Origin of the sequence: Marinobacter maroccanus (genome assembly GCF_002933275.1) — a bacterium.
Classification (GTDB): Bacteria; Pseudomonadota; Gammaproteobacteria; order Pseudomonadales; family Oleiphilaceae; genus Marinobacter; species Marinobacter maroccanus.
In genome coordinates, this window is the sequence record NZ_PSSX01000002.1 from 346,008 (window position 1) to 364,108 (window position 18,101).

Annotated in this window: 16 protein-coding genes and 3 tRNA genes; 6 read left to right on the forward strand and 13 right to left on the reverse strand. The window is 57.4% G+C overall.

The window, feature by feature from the left end:
• The first annotated feature begins 116 nt into the window (after window positions 1-116).
• A complete protein-coding gene (locus KEHDKFFH_RS04185) occupies window positions 117-1,109 on the forward strand; it encodes an integron integrase (protein WP_104320833.1) in 993 nt (330 codons plus the stop codon).
• Here KEHDKFFH_RS04185 and KEHDKFFH_RS04190 read toward each other — a convergent pair.
• Window positions 1,106-1,381: a YrhK family protein gene (locus KEHDKFFH_RS04190; RefSeq protein WP_104320742.1), complete on the reverse strand. Its 276-nt coding sequence runs from the start codon at window positions 1,379-1,381 to the stop codon at window positions 1,106-1,108. The genes KEHDKFFH_RS04185 and KEHDKFFH_RS04190 overlap by 4 nt on opposite strands.
• Before the next feature lie 62 nt (window positions 1,382-1,443).
• Window positions 1,444-1,791 (reverse strand): 4a-hydroxytetrahydrobiopterin dehydratase, encoded by a 348-nt coding sequence (locus KEHDKFFH_RS04195; RefSeq protein ID WP_104320743.1) that lies wholly within the window; start codon window positions 1,789-1,791, stop codon window positions 1,444-1,446.
• 128 nt (window positions 1,792-1,919) lie between these two features.
• On the opposite strand from KEHDKFFH_RS04195, the gene imuA reads away from it, so the two are divergent.
• From imuA to KEHDKFFH_RS04210, 3 genes are read left to right on the forward strand one after another with little or no spacing between them, the layout of a single operon-like run.
• Window positions 1,920-2,609, forward strand: a complete 690-nt coding sequence (gene imuA / locus KEHDKFFH_RS04200; RefSeq protein ID WP_104320744.1) for a translesion DNA synthesis-associated protein ImuA — start codon at window positions 1,920-1,922, stop codon at window positions 2,607-2,609.
• A 9-nt stretch (window positions 2,610-2,618) separates the two neighbouring features.
• Entirely contained in the window at window positions 2,619-4,037 is a 1,419-nt protein-coding gene (locus KEHDKFFH_RS04205) for a Y-family DNA polymerase (RefSeq protein ID WP_104320745.1), read from the forward strand.
• Complete coding sequence (locus KEHDKFFH_RS04210) at window positions 4,037-7,156, forward strand: error-prone DNA polymerase (protein WP_104320746.1); 3,120 nt, start codon at window positions 4,037-4,039, stop codon at window positions 7,154-7,156. The genes KEHDKFFH_RS04205 and KEHDKFFH_RS04210 overlap by 1 nt, the downstream gene beginning before the upstream one ends.
• Window positions 7,157-7,206: 50 nt before the next feature.
• Here the strand turns inward: KEHDKFFH_RS04210 and KEHDKFFH_RS04215 are convergent, their stop codons facing one another.
• From KEHDKFFH_RS04215 to dbpA, 4 genes are all read right to left on the reverse strand, one after another.
• Window positions 7,207-8,541: a sodium ion-translocating decarboxylase subunit beta gene (locus tag KEHDKFFH_RS04215; RefSeq protein ID WP_104320747.1), complete on the reverse strand. Its 1,335-nt coding sequence runs from the start codon at window positions 8,539-8,541 to the stop codon at window positions 7,207-7,209.
• 14 nt (window positions 8,542-8,555) lie between these two features.
• Window positions 8,556-10,343: a sodium-extruding oxaloacetate decarboxylase subunit alpha gene (gene oadA, locus KEHDKFFH_RS04220; RefSeq protein WP_104320748.1), complete on the reverse strand. Its 1,788-nt coding sequence runs from the start codon at window positions 10,341-10,343 to the stop codon at window positions 8,556-8,558.
• A 41-nt stretch (window positions 10,344-10,384) separates the two neighbouring features.
• A complete protein-coding gene (locus KEHDKFFH_RS04225; protein WP_008172126.1) occupies window positions 10,385-10,636 on the reverse strand; it encodes an OadG family protein in 252 nt (83 codons plus the stop codon).
• Window positions 10,637-10,859: 223 nt separating this feature from the next.
• The gene (dbpA, locus tag KEHDKFFH_RS04230; RefSeq protein ID WP_104320749.1) at window positions 10,860-12,233 is read right to left on the reverse strand and encodes an ATP-dependent RNA helicase DbpA; all 1,374 of its coding nucleotides are present in this window, start codon (window positions 12,231-12,233) and stop codon (window positions 10,860-10,862) included.
• Between the two features lie 106 nt (window positions 12,234-12,339).
• Between dbpA and KEHDKFFH_RS04235 the strand changes: the two genes are divergently transcribed.
• Both KEHDKFFH_RS04235 and KEHDKFFH_RS04240 read left to right on the forward strand, forming a co-directional pair.
• Window positions 12,340-12,876, forward strand: a complete 537-nt coding sequence (locus tag KEHDKFFH_RS04235; protein ID WP_104320750.1) for a DUF2058 domain-containing protein — start codon at window positions 12,340-12,342, stop codon at window positions 12,874-12,876.
• Window positions 12,877-13,155: 279 nt separating this feature from the next.
• Complete coding sequence (locus KEHDKFFH_RS04240; protein WP_241956424.1) at window positions 13,156-14,985, forward strand: HAMP domain-containing methyl-accepting chemotaxis protein; 1,830 nt, start codon at window positions 13,156-13,158, stop codon at window positions 14,983-14,985.
• Window positions 14,986-15,001: 16 nt separating this feature from the next.
• Here the strand turns inward: KEHDKFFH_RS04240 and KEHDKFFH_RS04245 are convergent, their stop codons facing one another.
• The 7 genes from KEHDKFFH_RS04245 to KEHDKFFH_RS04275 all read right to left on the reverse strand — a co-directional run bounded on the left by KEHDKFFH_RS04245 (window position 15,002) and on the right by KEHDKFFH_RS04275 (window position 17,997).
• Window positions 15,002-15,511 (reverse strand): BCAM0308 family protein, encoded by a 510-nt coding sequence (locus tag KEHDKFFH_RS04245; protein ID WP_104320752.1) that lies wholly within the window; start codon window positions 15,509-15,511, stop codon window positions 15,002-15,004.
• A gap of 37 nt (window positions 15,512-15,548) precedes the next feature.
• Entirely contained in the window at window positions 15,549-15,740 is a 192-nt protein-coding gene (locus tag KEHDKFFH_RS04250) for a hypothetical protein (protein ID WP_104320753.1), read from the reverse strand.
• A gap of 172 nt (window positions 15,741-15,912) precedes the next feature.
• Window positions 15,913-15,989: transfer RNA gene (locus KEHDKFFH_RS04255), tRNA-Arg, on the reverse strand.
• A 25-nt stretch (window positions 15,990-16,014) separates the two neighbouring features.
• Window positions 16,015-16,091: transfer RNA gene (locus tag KEHDKFFH_RS04260), tRNA-Arg, on the reverse strand.
• A 63-nt stretch (window positions 16,092-16,154) separates the two neighbouring features.
• Window positions 16,155-16,244: transfer RNA gene (locus KEHDKFFH_RS04265), tRNA-Ser, on the reverse strand.
• Between the two features lie 126 nt (window positions 16,245-16,370).
• The gene (gene csrA / locus KEHDKFFH_RS04270; protein WP_008172808.1) at window positions 16,371-16,568 is read right to left on the reverse strand and encodes a carbon storage regulator CsrA; all 198 of its coding nucleotides are present in this window, start codon (window positions 16,566-16,568) and stop codon (window positions 16,371-16,373) included.
• Window positions 16,569-16,758: 190 nt separating this feature from the next.
• Complete coding sequence (locus KEHDKFFH_RS04275) at window positions 16,759-17,997, reverse strand: aspartate kinase (protein ID WP_104320754.1); 1,239 nt, start codon at window positions 17,995-17,997, stop codon at window positions 16,759-16,761.
• Between the last annotated feature and the right edge of the window lie 104 nt (window positions 17,998-18,101).

Consider the following 18,101-nt stretch of genomic DNA (forward strand, 5'->3'; position numbering starts at 1 on the left):
ACGAATGGAATTTTCGGCATTTTGCGACAGTTGTCTTATATCTCCGTTTTCTGCGTGACAGCAGGCAAAGCCATACGCAAAATACTGTATGGATAAACAGCATGGAGGCTGAGTGCATGATTCTGGATGTGCCACCCAAATTACCTGACAACCCCACGCGCTTCATGGATCGGCTTCGTGCGCTGATCCGGAGCCGAAATATGGCTTATAAAACCGAGCAAACTTACTGTCATTGGATCAAACGTTTTATCCGCTTTCACGGTATGCAGCATCCTTCCGCCTGCTCTGCAAAGGAGGTAGAGCAGTTTCTGTCACATTTAGCGGTTCAGCGTAATAGCAGTATCAGTACTCAGCGAACGGCACTGAACGCGATTGTCTTTCTGTTCCGCGAGTTTCTGGAGCAGCCGCTGGACGAACTATCATTTGAGCTTGCTCGAAAACCCCGCCGCCTACCTACAGTGTTCACTCATGATGAAGTCCGGGCCATCATTGGCCACTTACAGGATGAATCTCAATTGGTGGCGCGCTTGATGTATGGCTCAGGACTTCGAATCAACGAAGCCCTGAGGCTTCGAGTAAAAGATGTGGATTTTGGGATGCAGCAAATCATCGTGCGCAGTGGCAAAGGCAATAAAGACAGAACCACCCTGCTGCCAGACTCGCTGGTCGAACCACTTGGTCTGCAATTGGAAATCTGTCTGGCCCTGCACAGAAAAGACCTGGCGCAAGGTCATGGCGAGGTTTATATGCCCGCAGCCCTGAATCGAAAATACCCCGGTGCAGGCCGGGAACCGGCATGGCAGTATCTGTTTCCGGCGGCGAAACTATCCATTGACCCGCGCAGTGGCGTTCTTCGTCGGCACCATCTTCTGGATCGCGGTGTACAGCGGGCCATAGGTTCCGCCATTCGAAAAGCGGGAATTTACAAGCAAGCAAACAGCCACGCTCTGCGCCACAGCTTTGCAACCCGACTGCTTGAAGCCGGGTATGATATTCGCACCATTCAGAAGCTTCTCGGCCATGCCGACGTGCGTACAACAGAAATCTACACCCACGTTACCCGCAAAGGCGGCTTTGGCGTTCGCAGCCCTGTCGATGAAGGCTTCTAACTCTCCCAGTTGCTGGCGGGAATTCGTTTTACGTGGATGTGGCTGATAAGCCGGATGGTCGGGCGAACCAGGAACTGGAAGCTGCCAATGACAAAAAGCCAGATTGCCGCCTTCTCGTATTCGGGGAACAGAAACAGAATACTGCCCACGAGAAACCAGATGGCGATGAAGAAGTCGTTGATGATGCTGATCATCTCGTAGCGGCGGCGAATGATCAGCTCTTCGTGCCCCAGCTTCAAAGTCAGTGGGTTATCCGTACGGTCTTCAACCATTCTGCTAACGATCTCCGGTCCGGAAGGAGTACGGCGGAAACCCGGTTCCGCCGCAGTTCGGGTTATTGCATGTCGTTGAATGCAGCCTCGGTTCTCGCTGCCAGGATAAAGTCGTTCTTGTGCAGGCCGCCGATTTCGTGGCTCCACCAGCTCACGGCGACTTTGCCGTACTCCAGCACAATCACAGGGTGGTGGTCTTCCTCTTCGGCGAGTTCGCCAATCTTGTTGGTGAACTCCAAAGCCTTCACAAAGTTTTTGAGCTTATAGACCTTGTGAAGCTGTTCTTCACCCTCAATATCCAGGATTTCCCAATCCGGAATATCTTTGTGTAGCTGCTGCTTTTCTTCCTCGGTCGCCTTGGGTGCGTTCGGGCTGCAGGCTTCACAGCTGTGTGCTTTCAGGTCACTCATTTCAACCTCCATGGTTGATGGCTGTACTACAAGCGTGGGTCGCGCCCTGCGCTTTATCAACCCTTCTCTTGAAATCCGGGCATTTTCAGAATACTGTATATTTAAACAGTATTTCGAGAGTTTTCATCATGAGCGAGCTTCTGAACACGCTGATGCAGGATGCCCGTGTCTGGCAGGGGCACCGCCACACCCAGACTTCGCAGCCGGCGGAACCCACCGGTTACCGGGTGCTGGATAACCAGCTTGGCGGCCTGGGCTGGCCCCGGGGTGCCCTGAGCGAATGCCTGCTGGATGCACCGGGAATTGGCGAGCTGCATTTGCTTCTGCCGCTTATGCAACGGGTGTGCGAAGAGGGCAAAAGCGTGTTCTGGCTGAACCCGCCGCATACGCCCTATGCCCCTGCCCTGGCTCGGGAAGGCGTCAATCTGGACCAGGTGGTGCTGATCCATACCGAAGATGAAGGCGACTTCCTGTGGACCCTTGAGAACTGCCTGCGCTCACCGGTTACGGGCCTGGTGATGGCCTGGCCGGGAAAACTGGCCTCCCGGGAAGTGCGCCGCCTGCAACTGGCCGCCGAAGCCGGTAGCAATGTGTGCGTGCTGTTCCGGGAACGGCGTTACGCCGAGCAGAATTCTCCGGCTGCCCTGCGACTGGAACTGGAACCGGGGGAGCAGCAGGGTCTCAAGGTAAATGTACTCAAGCGCCGTGGTAGCTGGCCCGGGCAGCGCTGTTCACTGGCCATGGCCCAGCGGGCCGATCTCGCATTCCGTGAAACCACCCGGGTTGTCCGGGGCCCCTGGTCGGGTTCAACCGGGTAATAACGCTCCATGCTCTGGCTGTATCTACATTTCCCGCACCTGGTGCTGGACCATATTCGCCGCACCCGTGAAGATCAGGGCGCCCTGGTGGTGGTTGAAGGCTCTGGCCAGAAGGTGATCCAGGCCTGCTCCGAAGCCAGAAGCCAGGGTATTCGTAGCGGCATGCGTCTGAAAACCGCCATCAGCCTGGCCCCGGATCTGGGCATGGTGCGTGCCGATGAAACCCAGGAGGCCAGGATTCTGGAAGATCAGGCCCGCTGGCTGTATCGCTATGCTGCTCATATTGTGCTGGTACCGCCCGATGGCCTGCTGGCCGAGATTGGCAGCCTGCAGAAGCTCTATGGCGGCCTGCCCGCCGTCTGGCAAACCGTGGAACAGGGGTTGAATGAGCGCCAGCTGAACGCCTGGATCGGTATTGGCTATACCCCTCTGGCGGCCCGGCTGATTGCCCGCGCCGGCAAGGGGGAATGCACGGCAGATAAGGGCCATATTCTTCGAAGCCTGAGCCAGATGCCCCTGTTGGCAGCAGAATTCAACGAGAAGGCCTGCACCCGTTTGCAGCGCCTGGGGCTGAACACGCTGGGAGAGGTGTTTGATTTACCGCCCGGGGAACTGGCACGGCGCCTGTCTCCGGAACTGCTGGCTTACATCCAGAAAATCCAGGGCACCCGGCCGGATCCCCGCACGCCCTGGCAGCCGCCCCACTCGTTCCGGCAACAGGCAGATTTTGTGCAGGAGATCGAGCATACCCAGGGGCTGTTGTTTCCGCTCCAGCGCATGCTTTCCGAACTGGAAGAAGATCTGTGCTGGCGCCAGCAGGATACCGACAGCCTGCGGCTGGTTCTGAGGCACCGAAATGCGGAACCAACCCGGCTGCAGATTCGCACGTCCGGGCCGGAGCACCGGGCCGATAATTTCCTCAACCTGATTCGCCTGAGGCTGGAGCAGCACTCCCTGAGCGCCCCGGTTATCTCCATGGTTTTGCTGGTGAAGCGTTTCCTGTCCCGGGAAGCACCCTACGGGCAGGATCTGCTGGGTGAAACCCAGGATCTAAACGAAGCCTGGCATACTCTGATCAGCCGGTTGCAGGCGCGTCTGGGCGATCAGGCCCTCAGGCAACTTTCCCCTCAGGCGGATCATCGTCCCGAGCGGGCCTGGTCGGCCTCGGAAGTTCTGCGTAAAACCGGAACGCCGTTAACACCGGCGGCCGAGCTGCCAAGGCGTCCCCTGTGGTTGCTGAAAGGCCCGCAACCGCTGACCGAAGCGCCGGCCGTCTGGTTTTCGGGCCCCGAGCGCATCAGCGGTGGCTGGTGGGATGGCCAGCGGGTGCATCGGGATTACTACATTGCCCAGCTGAACAGCGGCCAGTTGGCCTGGGTCTTTAGGGATGCCCGGGAAGGCTGGTTTGTGCACGGGTGGTTTGGCTGATGTCCGGGCATCAATACGCAGAGTTGTTCTGCTTCAGCAATTTCACCTTCCTGACCGGCGCCTCTCATCCTCACGAGTTGGCTGAACGGGCGCACGAGCTTGGTTACACGGCCCTGGCTATCACCGATGCCTGTTCAGTGGCCGGTATTCCCCGAGCCTGGGCCGCGCTGGCAGAAAGCCCAGTCAAACTCATTACCGGCAGTTGGTTTGAGCTGTCGGATGCGCCCGCCGGCGCCATTCAGCCCCGCTTTATCCTTCTGGCCCGCACACGCAAGGGCTATGGCCAGCTTTGCCAGCTGATTACCACTGGCCGTCGTCGGGCGGAGAAAGGCCAGTACCAGCTGTTTTACCGGGATATTGAAACCCACACCCTGGATGACTGCCTGTGCCTGTGGCTGCCCCCCTCGCCTAGTGAGGCGGATTCCGATCAGGCGCTGGCCTGCGGCGAGTGGCTGGCCCGCCTGTTTGACCCACGGATCTGGATTGCTGCGGCCCGCACCCTGGAATCCGGCGAGGAGCAACGGCTGGCCCGAATACACTGGCTGGCCGATCAGCTACGCATTCCCGTTGCTGCCGTGGGCGAGGTGCACATGCACAGCCGGGAGCGCCAGCCGCTGCAAGATGTACTAACAGCCCTGCGCAATCACACCAACCTGGAAAACGCCGGCCACTGCCTGTTCCAGAACGGTGAGCGGTACCTGCGGCCCCTGCCCGTTCTGCAACGGCTGTTTCCGGGCGCCTGGTTGAATGAAACCCTGGCCATTGCCCGCCAGTGCACCTTCGAGCCTGGCAGCCTGCGCTATGAATACCCGCCGGATCTGGTGCCGGAGGGCGAGAGCCCGGCCGGCTACCTGAAACGGCTGACCCGCGAAGGCGAGCGCCGGCGTTATCCGGAGGGCACACCGCTGCAGGTACAGAGCCTGATCCGCAAGGAGCTGGGCCTGATCTCGGAGATGAAGTACGAGCATTACTTCCTCACCATCCACGATATTGTGGACTTTGCCCGCACCCGGGGGATTCTCTGCCAGGGCCGCGGTTCGGCGGCCAACTCTGCGGTCTGCTATTGCCTGGGCATCACCGAGGTAAACCCGGCGCGCGTGGAGCTTCTGTTCGAGCGATTTATTTCCAAAGACCGGAACGAGCCGCCCGATATTGATGTGGATTTCGAGCACGAACGGCGTGAAGAAGTTATCCAGTACATCTACCGCCGCTACAGCCGCGAACGGGCTGCCCTGGCTGCCACCGTGATCCGATACCGGCCCAGGAGCGCGATTCGTGATGTCGGCAAGGCCCTGGGGTTCGATCCGGCCCTGGTGGAGCAGTTGCTGGAAGGCATCGACTGGCGGGACAAGGCTACCAACTGGCGCCAGCAGATTCTGGACAAGAAAATCACCCGCAACCCCCAGGTGGCGGACCAGTTCTTCACCCTGGTCAATACCCTGCTGGGCTTCCCCAGGCACCTGTCCCAGCACGTGGGCGGTTTTGTGATCAGCGCCGGGCCACTGGCCGAACTGGTGCCGGTGGAAAACGCCGCCATGGCCGACCGCACCGTGATCCAGTGGGACAAGGACGATCTCGAGAGCCTTGGGCTGATGAAAGTGGATGTGCTGGCCCTTGGCATGCTCTCCGCCATTCGAAAAGCGCTGGAACTGATCAGCGACGAAAAAGGCCAGCCTTTCCGGATACAGGACGTTCCCCAGGAAGACCGCGACACCTACGCCATGCTTCAGACCGGCGACAGCATCGGCGTGTTCCAGGTGGAATCCCGGGCCCAGATCAACATGCTGCCCCGCCTGAAACCGGAAACCTACTATGACCTGGTGATCGAAGTGGCCATCGTGCGGCCCGGCCCCATCCAGGGCGACATGGTGCACCCGTACCTGCGCCGCAAACACGGCCTGGAGCCGGTGGATTACCCGAACGATGCCGTGCGCAAGGTGCTGGAGCGCACCCTCGGTGTGCCCATTTTCCAGGAGCAGGTAATCAAACTGGCCATGGTAGCGGCCGGCTTCTCCGCCGGCGAAGCCGACCAGTTGCGCCGGGCCATGGCCGCCTGGAAATCCCACGGCGACCTGACCCCGTTCCGGGAAAAACTGGTCACAGGCATGCTTGAGCGCGGTCACGATGCCGACTTCGCCGAACGGTTGTACCTGCAGATCTGCGGCTTTGGCGGCTATGGCTTCCCCGAATCCCATGCCGCCAGCTTTGCACTGCTGGTGTATGTCTCCGCCTGGATCAAGCGGCACTACCCGGCAGCCTTTTACTGCGCCCTTCTGAACAGCCAGCCCATGGGGTTCTACTCTCCCTCACAACTGGTGCAGGACGCCCGCCGACACAATGTCACCGTGCTGCCGCCGGATGTGAATGCCAGCCAGTGGGACCACACCCTGGAAGGCGAAGAGCGCGACCTGCGCCTGGGCCTGAGAATCATCCAGGGCCTGTCCGTCAGTGGTGCTGAACGTATCCACCAGAACCGGCCAAATGCCGGATATCGCTCCGCCAGCGAACTTCGCCGCCTGGCCACTCTGAACCAGCGGGATATGGAACTGCTGGCCGGGGCCAACGCCATGCCGGCATTCACCGCCAATCGCCACCAGGCCTATTGGCAGCTGCTCGATCACGAACAGCCCACGGAACTGTTTGCCGCAGAAGATCCGGACGACTACCAGAAGGATCACTGCAACCAACTCCCCGAACCCTCAGAAGGCCAGAACGTCCTTGCCGACTATGCCAGCCAGGGGCTCACCCTGAAACGCCACCCACTGGCGCTACTCCGGGAACAGGGCCACCTGAAGTTCTGCCTCAGTGCCGAGCAGCTGAAATCCACCAAAGCCGGTATTCCGGTCCAGGTCGCCGGCCTTGTTACTGGCCGCCAACGCCCCGGCTCCGCCTCCGGCGTTACCTTCGTCACCCTGGAAGACGAAACCGGCAACGTAAACGTGGTGGTGTGGCTGGAAACAGCACGGCGACAGCGCAAGCCGTTACTGACCGCCCGGTTGTTGCATGTGAAGGGAGTGCTGGAGCGCCAGGGGGATATTGTTCATGTGATGGCGGGGCGGCTTTCGGATCTTAGCCATCTGATTCAGTCGCTGCCCGTTCACGCCAGGAATTTCCATTAGGCACAAAAAACCCCGCACTGAGGCGGGGTTTCGATACTGCTGGGAGAAAATCAGCTCAGAAGCTTGATCATCACACCGGCAGCAACCGCCGAACCAATAACGCCGGCCACGTTCGGGCCCATGGCGTGCATCAGCAGGAAGTTCTGCGGGTTGGCTTCCAGACCAACCTTGTTGGAGACCCGCGCCGCCATCGGCACGGCAGATACACCGGCAGAACCAATCAGCGGGTTGATCTGCTCCTTGCTCACCTTGTTCATCAGCTTCGCCATCAGAACACCGGTTGCGGTACCAACACCAAAGGCCACAATACCCAGGCCCAGGATACCCAGAGTCTGGCCATCCAGGAACTTGTCTGCCATCAGCTTGGAGCCAACGGACAAACCCAGGAAGATGGTCACGATGTTGATCAGAGCATTCTGGGCGGTATCGCTCAGACGCTCCACTACACCACACTCGCGCATCAGGTTACCGAAAGTGAACATACCCAGCAGCGGCGCTGCGTCAGGCAGGAACAAAACGACCGCAATCAATACCACAATCGGGAAAATGATCTTTTCCTGCTTGCTCACCGGACGGAGCTGGGACATCTTGATGGCCCGCTCTTTCTGGCTGGTCAGCGCCTTCATTATTGGCGGCTGAATCATCGGCACCAGCGCCATATAAGCATAGGCGGAGACCGCGATTGCACCCAGAAGATGCGGAGCCAGAACACTGGATACGTAAATCGATGTCGGACCATCCGCACCACCAATGATACCAATGGCAGCCGCTTCAAGAATGGTGAAATCAAGGATCCCGGTCCAGTCCAGCAGCGCGGCACCAATAACGGTACCAAAGATACCGAACTGTGCAGCGGCACCCAGCAGCAGGGTCTTGGGATTGGCAAGCAGCGGACCGAAATCCGTCATTGCACCTACACCCATGAAGATCAGCAGCGGACCAACGGTGCTGCCGATAATAACGGAGTAGAAGTTGTACAGCATGCCATTGCCGTAACCAAAGTCCTGGGCAAGGGAGTTCGCCGCCGCCATTTCGGAATAGCTGGCCTCTTTCACAGCCACCTTGAAGGCTTCCTTGAGCTCGGGCGTTACTGCCTGCCCGGCTTGGTAGGCCACATCCAGGGGCGCGGCCAATGCGGCCAGAATCTGCGTTGCTTCGTTCTTCAGAGCGAAGTGGATGGCATTCTCCGCCGCAGTCAGGGCCAGGCCTGCCTCCGGAATATTCGCCAGAATGCCGCCGAACCCGATGGGTACCAGAAGCAACGGCTCGAACTTCTTGTTGATAGCAAGATAGAGGAGCAAGAGGCCGATGGCGATCATGATCACCTGGCCGATCTCGATGTTGAACAGGCCACTACCTGTCCAGAGAGTCATTAATTTTTCCATGGAATGCTGGCCCTTTATGCGATTGTCAGCATTTCGTCATCAGGGGAGACGGCATCACCGACCTTGATGAAGACTTCACCGATTGTGCCGGCTTTCGGCGCGCGAACCTCGGTTTCCATTTTCATGGCCTCGAGGATAATCATCACATCGCCCTCTTCCACGGTATCACCCGGTGAAACCAGGACCTTGAAGATGTTGCCGCCCAGCGGCGCAACTACAGGCTCACCTTCACCGGCTGCAGGTGCCGGAGCCGAAGAAGCGGCCGGTGCGGAAGCAGCACCACCCTCACCCTGAATCTGGGTGATCTCGCCACCTTCGGAAACGGCAACAACAAACTTATTGCCATTCACTTCAACGGTGTAGGTCTCGGGGCCTTCAGATTTCTTGGCCGGAGCAGCGCTTTCAGCGGTCGGAACCGGCTCGAACGCATCCGGGTTGCCACGGTTTTCCAGGAATTTCAGACCAATCTGCGGGAACAGTGCGTAGGTCAGAACGTCGTCTTCGACGTTGTCCGCCAGCTTGATGCCTTTCTCATCGGCCAGCTTCTTGAGCTGGTCAGTCAGCTTGTCCATTTCCGGCTCAAGCAGATCCGCCGGACGACAGGTAACCGGCTCTTTGCCATCCAGAACACGCTCCTGCAATTCCTTGTTCATGGGCGCCGGTGCAGCACCGTACTCGCCTTTGAGAATTGCCGAGGTCTCTTTGGAGATGGACTTGTAGCGCTCGCCGGTCAGAACGTTCAGTACCGCCTGGGTACCCACGATCTGGGAAGTCGGCGTTACCAGCGGAATGAAGCCCAGGTCTTCACGGACCTTGGGAATCTCGTCCAGAACCTGGTCGAACTTGTCGCTCGCATTCTGCTCACGCAGCTGGTTTTCCATATTGGTGAGCATGCCGCCCGGAACCTGGGCAATCAGGATGCGGGAGTCAGTGCCACGCAGGCTGCCTTCGAACTTCGCGTACTTCTTGCGCACCTGGCGGAAGTAGCTGGCGATTTCTTCAAGCAGGTTCAGGTCCAGGCCGGTGTCACGGTCAGTACCTTCCAGAATGGCAACCACGGCTTCGGTGGGCGAATGACCGTAGGTCATGCTCATTGAGGAAATGGCGGTGTCCACGTTATCAATACCAGCTTCCGCAGCTTTGATGGCGGTAGCTGTCGACATTCCGGTGGTGGCGTGGCACTGCATGTGAATGGGGATGTCCAGCTCTTTCTTCAGACGGCTGACCAGGTCATAGGCCACGTACGGCTTGAGAATACCCGCCATGTCCTTGATCGCGATGGAGTCCGCGCCCATGTCGGCGACCTCTTTCGCCAGCTCGACCCACATCTCGATGGTGTGCACCGGGCTGGTGGTATAGGCGATGGTGCCCTGGGCATGCTTGCCGGTCTTACGAACCGCCTTGATGGCGCGATCCAGGTTGCGGGGGTCGTTCATCGCATCAAAGATACGGAACACGTCGACGCCATTCTCGGCGGCACGCTCACAGAAACGGTCAACCACATCATCCGCGTAATGACGATAGCCCAACAGGTTCTGGCCACGCAGAAGCATCTGCTGCTGGGTGTTGGGCATGGCTTTTTTCAGCTCGCGGATGCGCTCCCAGGGATCTTCGCCCAGGTAGCGGATGCAGGAATCAAAGGTAGCGCCGCCCCAGGACTCCAGGGACCAGAAACCGACCTTGTCGAGTTTCTCGGCAATAGGCAGCATGTCATCCAGCCGCATACGGGTGGCAAGCAGGGACTGGTGGGCGTCACGCAGGATAACGTCCGTAATCCCCAGCGGTTTCTTTGTGTCAGTCATCGTGTCAGCCTTCTGTTTAAAGGTTCTAGTCTTTTACCGGGTCACTTCTTGTGGCGCGACCGGAATTGTGCAATCGCCTTCTTGATGGCCTCGGCGGTGTCAGGGTCAACCGACGCGGGCGCCTTCGGCTTGGCACGTGGCGTTTTGGCCGGGGTTGCCGGCTCTGGCGGCGCAAACCGTCCTATGAGTTTGGACATGAGGAGTGTCGCGAATACCAGAATAATCAGAAACACGAACACAAACCCCATTCCGGCAATCATCAGATCGACGGCTTGTGACATCAGGTCATTCATATCGAACAGCTACCTGTATTGATTTATATTTCTCCCGAACTTTGCCCGGACTGACCAGTTAGACTAAGGTCTAACGGCCTTCCGCCACAATTCGGGGGGCAAAATCCTGCGTAATTTACCGTTTTCAGGGCCCTCGGGCAACCTGAATGCAAAAATCTATACGGGGTTTCCGAGCGTCGCGGCCCGAAAAGACACGCACTTATACAGACGAAGCAATTCTCATTCAGGCATATCGGACACGTATTTTTCGGCCTTTGACCTTGCCACTTTCAAGCCTGGACAAAGCCTTACCTGCCAGTGATTTTTCAACCGCCACAAAACACTGATGGTCGAACAGGTCGATCTTGCCAACGGCTTTTCCGGGCAGACCCGCCTCACCGGTTAACGCACCCATAACATCTCCGGGACGAATCTTGTCCTTACGGCCACCAGCAATACACAGGGTTTTCATAGCCGGAGCAACAGGCTTCAGGGGCGTCGCCAGAAGAGTCTCTGTGTCTCCCCACACCACGCCGCGGCCTCTTTCGGACTCAATACGGCTGATCTTGTGGCCCTGGGCCGGTGTACAGAAGGTAACGGCATGGCCCTGCTCCCCTGCCCGGCCAGTGCGCCCGATGCGATGAGTGTGAACTTCGGGATCCCTCGCGGGCTCAGCATTGATGACTAACGGCAGAGACTTGATATCAAGGCCTCGGGCAGCCACATCGGTGGCAACCAGAATGGAGCAGCTCTGGTTACCAAAGCGCACCAGTACGCTGTCGCGTTCCCTTTGCTCCAGGTCTCCATGCAGCGGCAATGCGGAAAACCCTCGCTCGCCCAGCTCCTGCGCCAATTCGTCGCACTGCTGTTTGGTGGTACAGAAAACGATACAGGACTCAGGCTGTCGCTGGGAAAGCAGCGCCACGATGGCATCCGATCTGGATTGCGGCGACACTTCGTAGAAAAGCTCTTCGATATCGGGATTGTCACCGGCTTCCTCAGCGCGAACATCTACCGGGCTTTTCTGATACTGCTTGCTCAGTTCACGAATGGGCGCAGGCCAGGTCGCCGAGAACATCATGGTCTGGCGGGCGGGCGGCGTCTGGGAGAGGATATCTTCCATGGCTTCCTGAAAACCCATGTCCAGCATCCGGTCCGCTTCATCAAGCACCACGGTTTTCAGACGTGCCAGCGAGAGGGTCTGCTTGCGCAGGTGATCCTGAATCCTGCCCGGTGTTCCAACCACAATATGCGCACCATGGCTGAGCGACCCGATCTGCGGTCCGATGGCAACACCACCACACAAAGTCAGTACCTTGATGTTGTCCCGGGCCCGCGCCAGCTCCCGGATGGCCTTGGCCACCTGGTCCGCCAGTTCACGGGTTGGGCATAACACCAGCGCCTGAACCGCAAACAGCCGAGGATTTAGCCGCTCAACCAGACTGATACCAAAGGCGGCCGTTTTTCCGCTACCGGTTTTGGCCATGGCGATGATGTCTTTTCCGGCCAGTCCCGGTGCAAGGGCCTTCGCCTGAATCTCTGTGGGTTGAGCAAAACCCAATTGATCGAGGTTCGAGCGCATGGCAGAGGACAGGCCGAAGTCATTGAAAGAAGACATAGAAGAAAATCCCGGAATCAGCGGAAGCTGGTTATGAAGGCAAGAATGAGGGCGTATACTAGGCCGAAATGATACCAGAATCTGCAACGAAAGAACGGAGTTACTGATGGCATCCCTGCAGGATCAATTGCTGAAAGCCGGCCTTGCCGACGAGAAAAAGGCCAAGGCCATTCGCAGTGAAAAGCGCAAGAAGAGAAAGCAGCAACCCAAGGGAGCTGTCGAGGTGAACGAGGCCGAGATCCGGGCGCGCCAGGCCCGGGAAGAAAAAGCCGAACGGGATCGCCAACTCAACCTGGAGCGCCAGCGCGCTGCCGAGAAGAAAGCCATTCAGGCACAGATCCGCCAGTTGGTGGAAACCAACCGCCTGGACCGTAGCCGGGGCGAAACCTCCTACCAGTTTGTCCATGACAAGAAGATCAAGAAGCTTTTCGTGGACGACACCATGGTGGATCAGCTGTCCCGCGGCCGCCTCGCGATCGTTTTTGTCAACGACAGTTACGAGATTGTGGCTGAAGGCGTTGCCCGGAAAATCATGGAGCGGGATGAAAGCGCGGTGGTAGTGCTTCACAACCGCAAGAAAGATGATGTGGGAGAGGATGATCCCTACGCGGGCTACGAAATTCCTGATGACCTGATGTGGTAAGCAGCCGGGCTGGTTCTGATAGCAATCAGAACCAGCAACCCACCATTTCGTATCACGTTAAAAAACACCCGGTAATCATCTGTAACTGTAAAGTTCTGGAACACCCCGCCGAAAACCGCCTTAATATAAGTCAAACAAAAGGCTCCTTTACCCTTCAAGGCGTATCAGAACCCCCTCCCCGGCTTCAGGCCGGAGCTATGCGCTGTCGAGGTTGGGCCGGCCACTCTCTCTTCCTTCAGGGACAAAGAAACAATGCGTTTTTCAGAGCTCTTCAGCAACATGACCATTCGGACTAGGCTGGCCGGAGGGTTTGCCATCCTCCTTGTTTTGACCATTCTGGTCGGGTTGGTTGGCGACCGCGCACTGGATAGTTACGGCCAGCGCTCGAATATCGTCGCCATGCTGGGACAGGTTAATACCAATCTCACCGAAGCCAGAGTTGAAGAGAAAAACTTCCTGCTGACCGGTGAAACTCAGGCTGTCTCCCGGACCCAGGCACAGGGCGATCGTGTTCTGGAGCTGACCAATGACATCAAACCTTTGCTTGCAGTGCCCAAAGATATCGACACGCTGGGCCAGATTCAGGTGGATGTGAAAAACTACCAGCAACTGATGGGCGACGTTGAAGCAAACATCGCGGAACGGGAAGAAGCACTCGAACGACTTGAGACCAGCGCACGCATTTTCGGGTCCTCTCTCAAGGCCCATAGCTCCCTGTTCTTTGCCTCGGCCATTTTCGAGGATATGCGTCGCTCTGAACGTAAGTTCCTCATTGAGCAGGACGCGGCCAGCGTAAAGGCGTATCTCGATGACGCGAAACGTGTCCAGGGCCCGCTCAAATCGGCCGCAATTACTGCCGAGGAAAAAGAACAGATCAATGCGGCGCTCGATACCTACGTTAGCGAATTTCGAACGGTTACAGATCTGACCAACGCGGGTGAGCAGCTGTCGGATGATATGGTCAGCACGGCACGGAGTGCCATCGAATCAGCAAACGGCCTCCGAGCCCTTCAGGCCGAGAAAATGGAAGCCGACCGGCAGCAGGCATCCTGGCTGATATTCAGCGCCACCGGCATCGCCCTGGTGCTCGGTATCCTGATGGCTTACCTCATTACCCGCGCCATCGTCTCCCCGGTTAACGAGGCGGTGAACATTGCATCCGAAGTTGCCTCTGGCAACCTGACCGTGGATATCAAGGCGAGCGGCACCAACGAGATTGGTCGACTGATGGCGGCCCTGGCGACCATGGTAACCAGTCTCAGGGAGTTGGTCAGAAACATTGAATCCGGAGCTTCCAACATCGCCGCCTCTGCCGAGGAGCTGTCAACAGTTACCAGCCAGACCAGCGACGGCATCAACCGCCAGAAACAGGAAACCGACCAGGTTGCCACGGCCATGAACGAAATGACCGCAACCGTTGGCGAAATCGCCCGCAGCGCCGAACAGGCATTCTCTGTAGCCACAGACGCCGCCAGCCAGGCAAGCGACGGTGAGCGGGAAGTACAGGAAACGGTTAATCAGGTGAACAACCTGGCCCATGAAGTCAGCCAGAGCATGGAAACCATCCAGGGACTGCAGAAAGAAACCGCCAACATCGGAACAGTCCTGGATGTGATCAAATCGGTCGCCGAACAGACCAATCTGCTGGCCCTCAACGCCGCCATTGAGGCAGCCCGCGCTGGCGAGCAGGGTCGCGGCTTTGCCGTTGTGGCCGATGAGGTACGCTCACTCGCCCAGCGGACCCAATCATCCGCCCAGGAAATCGAAACGCTGGTGACCTCACTTCAAAGCAGTGCCGGCAACTCGGTATCCGCCATGGAGTCCAGCACCACAATGGCCTCTAACACCCTTGAGCGCGCCACAGCAACCGGGGCAACCATTGAACGCATTGCCCGGGCCGTCGAGGACATCAAACAGTACAACAGCCAAATTGCCACGGCATCAGAGCAGCAGACATCGGTGGCCGAGGAAATCAATCAGAACATTACCAGCATCCGGGATGTTACCGATCAGTCTGCGGCCTCATCGAACCAGACCGCCAGCTCCAGCAGCGAACTGGCCAGGCTCGGCAGTGATCTCCAGAACCTGGTTTCCCGCTTCCGGCTGTAACTGGAAAACCTGCCAGCTACTCATCCCGATTCCAGTACACCCGAACCAAGTTCGATTCCTTGGTGTACTGGATTTCCAGCTCACCGTCGTAGGCTCGCTCAATCGCTTCCCCGGCCCCCCGGGGAAGGTGAAGATCAGTGAACCGAACGATCAACTCTCCCTCCGGACTGTCTTCAATACCCATAAGACGTTTCATCGGGTGTTCGGCTTTTTCTTCCTCAACCTTGTTGTGGATGAGCTTCAGGATTTCATCCCGATGTTTGCCCAGGAACTCTCCAGAGAGCGTTAGAATCCCAGCCGGCATATTATCCCTGATCCGCTCACAGGCAGGGCACATCATCTCATGAACCGATCCACCCGGCTGGTCCGCCCACTGCCAGCGCCCTTTATGGAAAACAGCACCACAACCAGGGCACGCAGTAGGCTCCCTGGGCTTGCTTCGAGCCACGTATGGGTCGTGAATTTCCTCTTTGAGGAGTCTGTCTCCGCGCCCGCGTCCCGCTACATCCCCATCCTTGCCGCTCATATCATTGCTCCCTTCGCTATTAACGGATCGCCCGGGTTCACTGAAGCTTGTGGCGGTCGAAGATTTCCCGAACCTCACGCTCGGTTTCTGCAGGCACGATAACCTTGACGAGCTTGGCGTCTTCGTCGATGTAAATGTTGTCCCGAGGAATGCCGGTTGCGATCAGGTCATCCCAGGTGTTCTTGGCCTGGTCGCGATCCTGATAGGCGCCATTGACTGTTTTGCTCATGAGTGAAACCTCCTGTTTAATTTCGACTTCCTTACATCTGAAAGAATAGGCAAGGAGGATTAAATTGCGCAAATATTGATCAATCGAAAATTGACGGAGAGCAAAACTGGAGGGGTAAAGCAAAACGCCTCAGCCTGTGGGGTGCACAAACTGAGGCGTTTTGGTCTTGATATGGCGCGGCTGGGAGGATTCGAACCTCCGACCGCCTGGTTCGTAGCCAGGTACTCTATCCAGCTGAGCTACAGCCGCTTAAAACTTTTGGCAGGTTGATCGATGGCGCGGCTGGGAGGATTCGAACCTCCGACCGCCTGGTTCGTAGCCAGGTACTCTATCCAGCTGAGCTACAGCCGCACATTGATCACTTGCTCTGGTTGAGTGCTACCTCAACCTGTCTCACTTTCCCCGAAAAGGAAATGGCGGAGAGGGAGGGATTCGAACCCTCGGTACGATTGCTCGTACGGTTCCTTAGCAGGGAACTGGTTTCAGCCACTCACCCACCTCTCCTTGAGAACGGGGCGTATACTACCATAATTTTTCTGTTTTCATAGGGTTGACACGAGATTTTTCGGGCCCGTTTCCCCGCACCATCAAAAAAGCCGTTCAGGTTTCCCTTGAACGGCTTTCTGTCTCTCAGCTGTTGCCGGGCTCGGGCTCTTCAGAGCCTTTTTCCGACTGGATCCGCTGGTAGATTTCTTCACGGTGTACCGCGACTTCTTTCGGGGCATTGACGCCAATGCGCACCTGATTGCCTTTCACTCCCAGGACGGTGACGGTGATATCGTCGCCGACCATCAGAGTTTCGCCCACGCGGCGAGTCAAAATCAACATATCCCTTACTCCCTATCCAGAGCTACCTGTTCCGATAAATGGTTTTTTTGATCTATTTATTGCTTTTATAGTGGGATCACTTACTGATCTGTAGACGCACATTCCCTTATACGGTGCACGTTTGTCATAGGCTCAGCATATGATGCCCTTTTTTCGGAGGCCCCGCAGACCGACCTTTTACCTGCGGTTTTCAGGCCTCTTCCGATACCGCGGGCTTGTCCAGTTCAAATGCACTGTGAAGCGCGCGAACCGCAAGCTCAAGGTATTTCTCATCGATCACCACGGAAATCTTGATTTCTGACGTGGAGATCATCTGGATATTGATGCCCTCATTGGACAGCGCCTCGAACATCTGTGTTGCCACACCAGCGTGGGAACGCATACCCACACCGACAATGCTGACCTTGGCAATCTTGCTGTCGCCGGCCACTTCACGGGCGCCAAGTTCATCGGCAACCCGCTGAAGCACTTCTTTTGCACGCTTGAAATCATTGCGATGGACGGTGAACGTGAAGGCGGTACGGTTATCTTCGCCCACGTTCTGTACGATCATATCCACTTCAATATTGGCGTCGCTTACCGGCTTCAGAATACGCAGCGCGCTACCCGGGGTGTCCGGTACGCCGGCAATGGTCAGTTTGGCTTCATCACGGTTAAAAGCGATGCCGGAAACAACCGGTTGTTCCATAGCGTTTTCATCCTCAAGAGTAATCAGGGTGCCTTCGCCTTCCTGGAAGCTGGAAAGAACCCTTAATGGAACGTTGTATTTACCTGCAAATTCTACCGAGCGGATCTGGAGGACCTTCGAGCCCAAGCTGGCCATCTCGAGCATTTCCTCGAACGTGATTCGCTCGAGCCTGCGGGCGGTGTCAACAACTCGAGGATCGGTTGTATAGACACCGTCCACGTCAGTGTAGATCTGGCATTCATCGGCCCTGAGCGCTGCCGCCAGAGCCACCGCTGTGGTATCCGAGCCACCCCGACCAAGCGTAGTTATGTTTCCACTTTCGTCGATTCCCTGGAATCCGGCAACCACCACCACACGGCCAGCGTCCAGATCTTCGCGCATGCGCTGTTCATCGATCTGTTTGATCCGCGCCTTGGTGTGACTGCTGTCAGTGAGGATTCGCACCTGTGAGCCGGTGTAGGAGCGCGCTTCACAGCCACGCTTCTGCAACGCCATGGACAGGAGCGCGATGGTTACCTGCTCACCGGTGGAGACCAGCACGTCCATTTCACGTGGTGTCGGCTCCTCCATGATGTCGTTCGCCAGCGCGATCAGCCGGTTGGTTTCACCACTCATGGCGGAAACCACGACAACAACATCATGACCTTCCTTACGGAAACGGCACACCTTGTCGGCTACCGCTTCAATACGTTCGGTTGTTCCAACCGATGTGCCACCAAATTTCTGAACCAACAGAGCCATTGTTTTCCCAATATCCGAAACGGGGACTCACAGCGGAGCGATGCTCCGCCAATTAAAACAAACGGGCGGGATTATAAACCCCAGCCCGTCTACAAAAACAGTTG

Bases quoted from the DNA above. Each gene is read 5' to 3' on its own strand.
- csrA (WP_008172808.1), bottom strand. From the start codon at position 16,568: ATGTTGATTTTGACTCGCCGCGTGGGCGAAACTCTGATGGTCGGCGAC.
- KEHDKFFH_RS04210 (WP_104320746.1), top strand. From the start codon at position 4,037: ATGTCCGGGCATCAATACGCAGAGTTGTTCTGCTTCAGCAATTTCACC.
- KEHDKFFH_RS04250 (WP_104320753.1), bottom strand. From the start codon at position 15,740: ATGAGCAAAACAGTCAATGGCGCCTATCAGGATCGCGACCAGGCCAAG.
- oadA (WP_104320748.1), bottom strand. From the start codon at position 10,343: ATGACTGACACAAAGAAACCGCTGGGGATTACGGACGTTATCCTGCGT.
- KEHDKFFH_RS04195 (WP_104320743.1), bottom strand. From the start codon at position 1,791: ATGAGTGACCTGAAAGCACACAGCTGTGAAGCCTGCAGCCCGAACGCA.
- KEHDKFFH_RS04275 (WP_104320754.1), bottom strand. From the start codon at position 17,997: ATGGCTCTGTTGGTTCAGAAATTTGGTGGCACATCGGTTGGAACAACC.
- dbpA (WP_104320749.1), bottom strand. From the start codon at position 12,233: ATGTCTTCTTTCAATGACTTCGGCCTGTCCTCTGCCATGCGCTCGAAC.
- KEHDKFFH_RS04190 (WP_104320742.1), bottom strand. From the start codon at position 1,381: ATGGTTGAAGACCGTACGGATAACCCACTGACTTTGAAGCTGGGGCAC.
- KEHDKFFH_RS04205 (WP_104320745.1), top strand. From the start codon at position 2,619: ATGCTCTGGCTGTATCTACATTTCCCGCACCTGGTGCTGGACCATATT.
- KEHDKFFH_RS04245 (WP_104320752.1), bottom strand. From the start codon at position 15,511: ATGAGCGGCAAGGATGGGGATGTAGCGGGACGCGGGCGCGGAGACAGA.
- KEHDKFFH_RS04240 (WP_241956424.1), top strand. From the start codon at position 13,156: ATGACCATTCGGACTAGGCTGGCCGGAGGGTTTGCCATCCTCCTTGTT.
- imuA (WP_104320744.1), top strand. From the start codon at position 1,920: ATGAGCGAGCTTCTGAACACGCTGATGCAGGATGCCCGTGTCTGGCAG.
- KEHDKFFH_RS04215 (WP_104320747.1), bottom strand. From the start codon at position 8,541: ATGGAAAAATTAATGACTCTCTGGACAGGTAGTGGCCTGTTCAACATC.
- KEHDKFFH_RS04185 (WP_104320833.1), top strand. From the start codon at position 117: ATGATTCTGGATGTGCCACCCAAATTACCTGACAACCCCACGCGCTTC.
- KEHDKFFH_RS04225 (WP_008172126.1), bottom strand. From the start codon at position 10,636: ATGAATGACCTGATGTCACAAGCCGTCGATCTGATGATTGCCGGAATG.
- KEHDKFFH_RS04235 (WP_104320750.1), top strand. From the start codon at position 12,340: ATGGCATCCCTGCAGGATCAATTGCTGAAAGCCGGCCTTGCCGACGAG.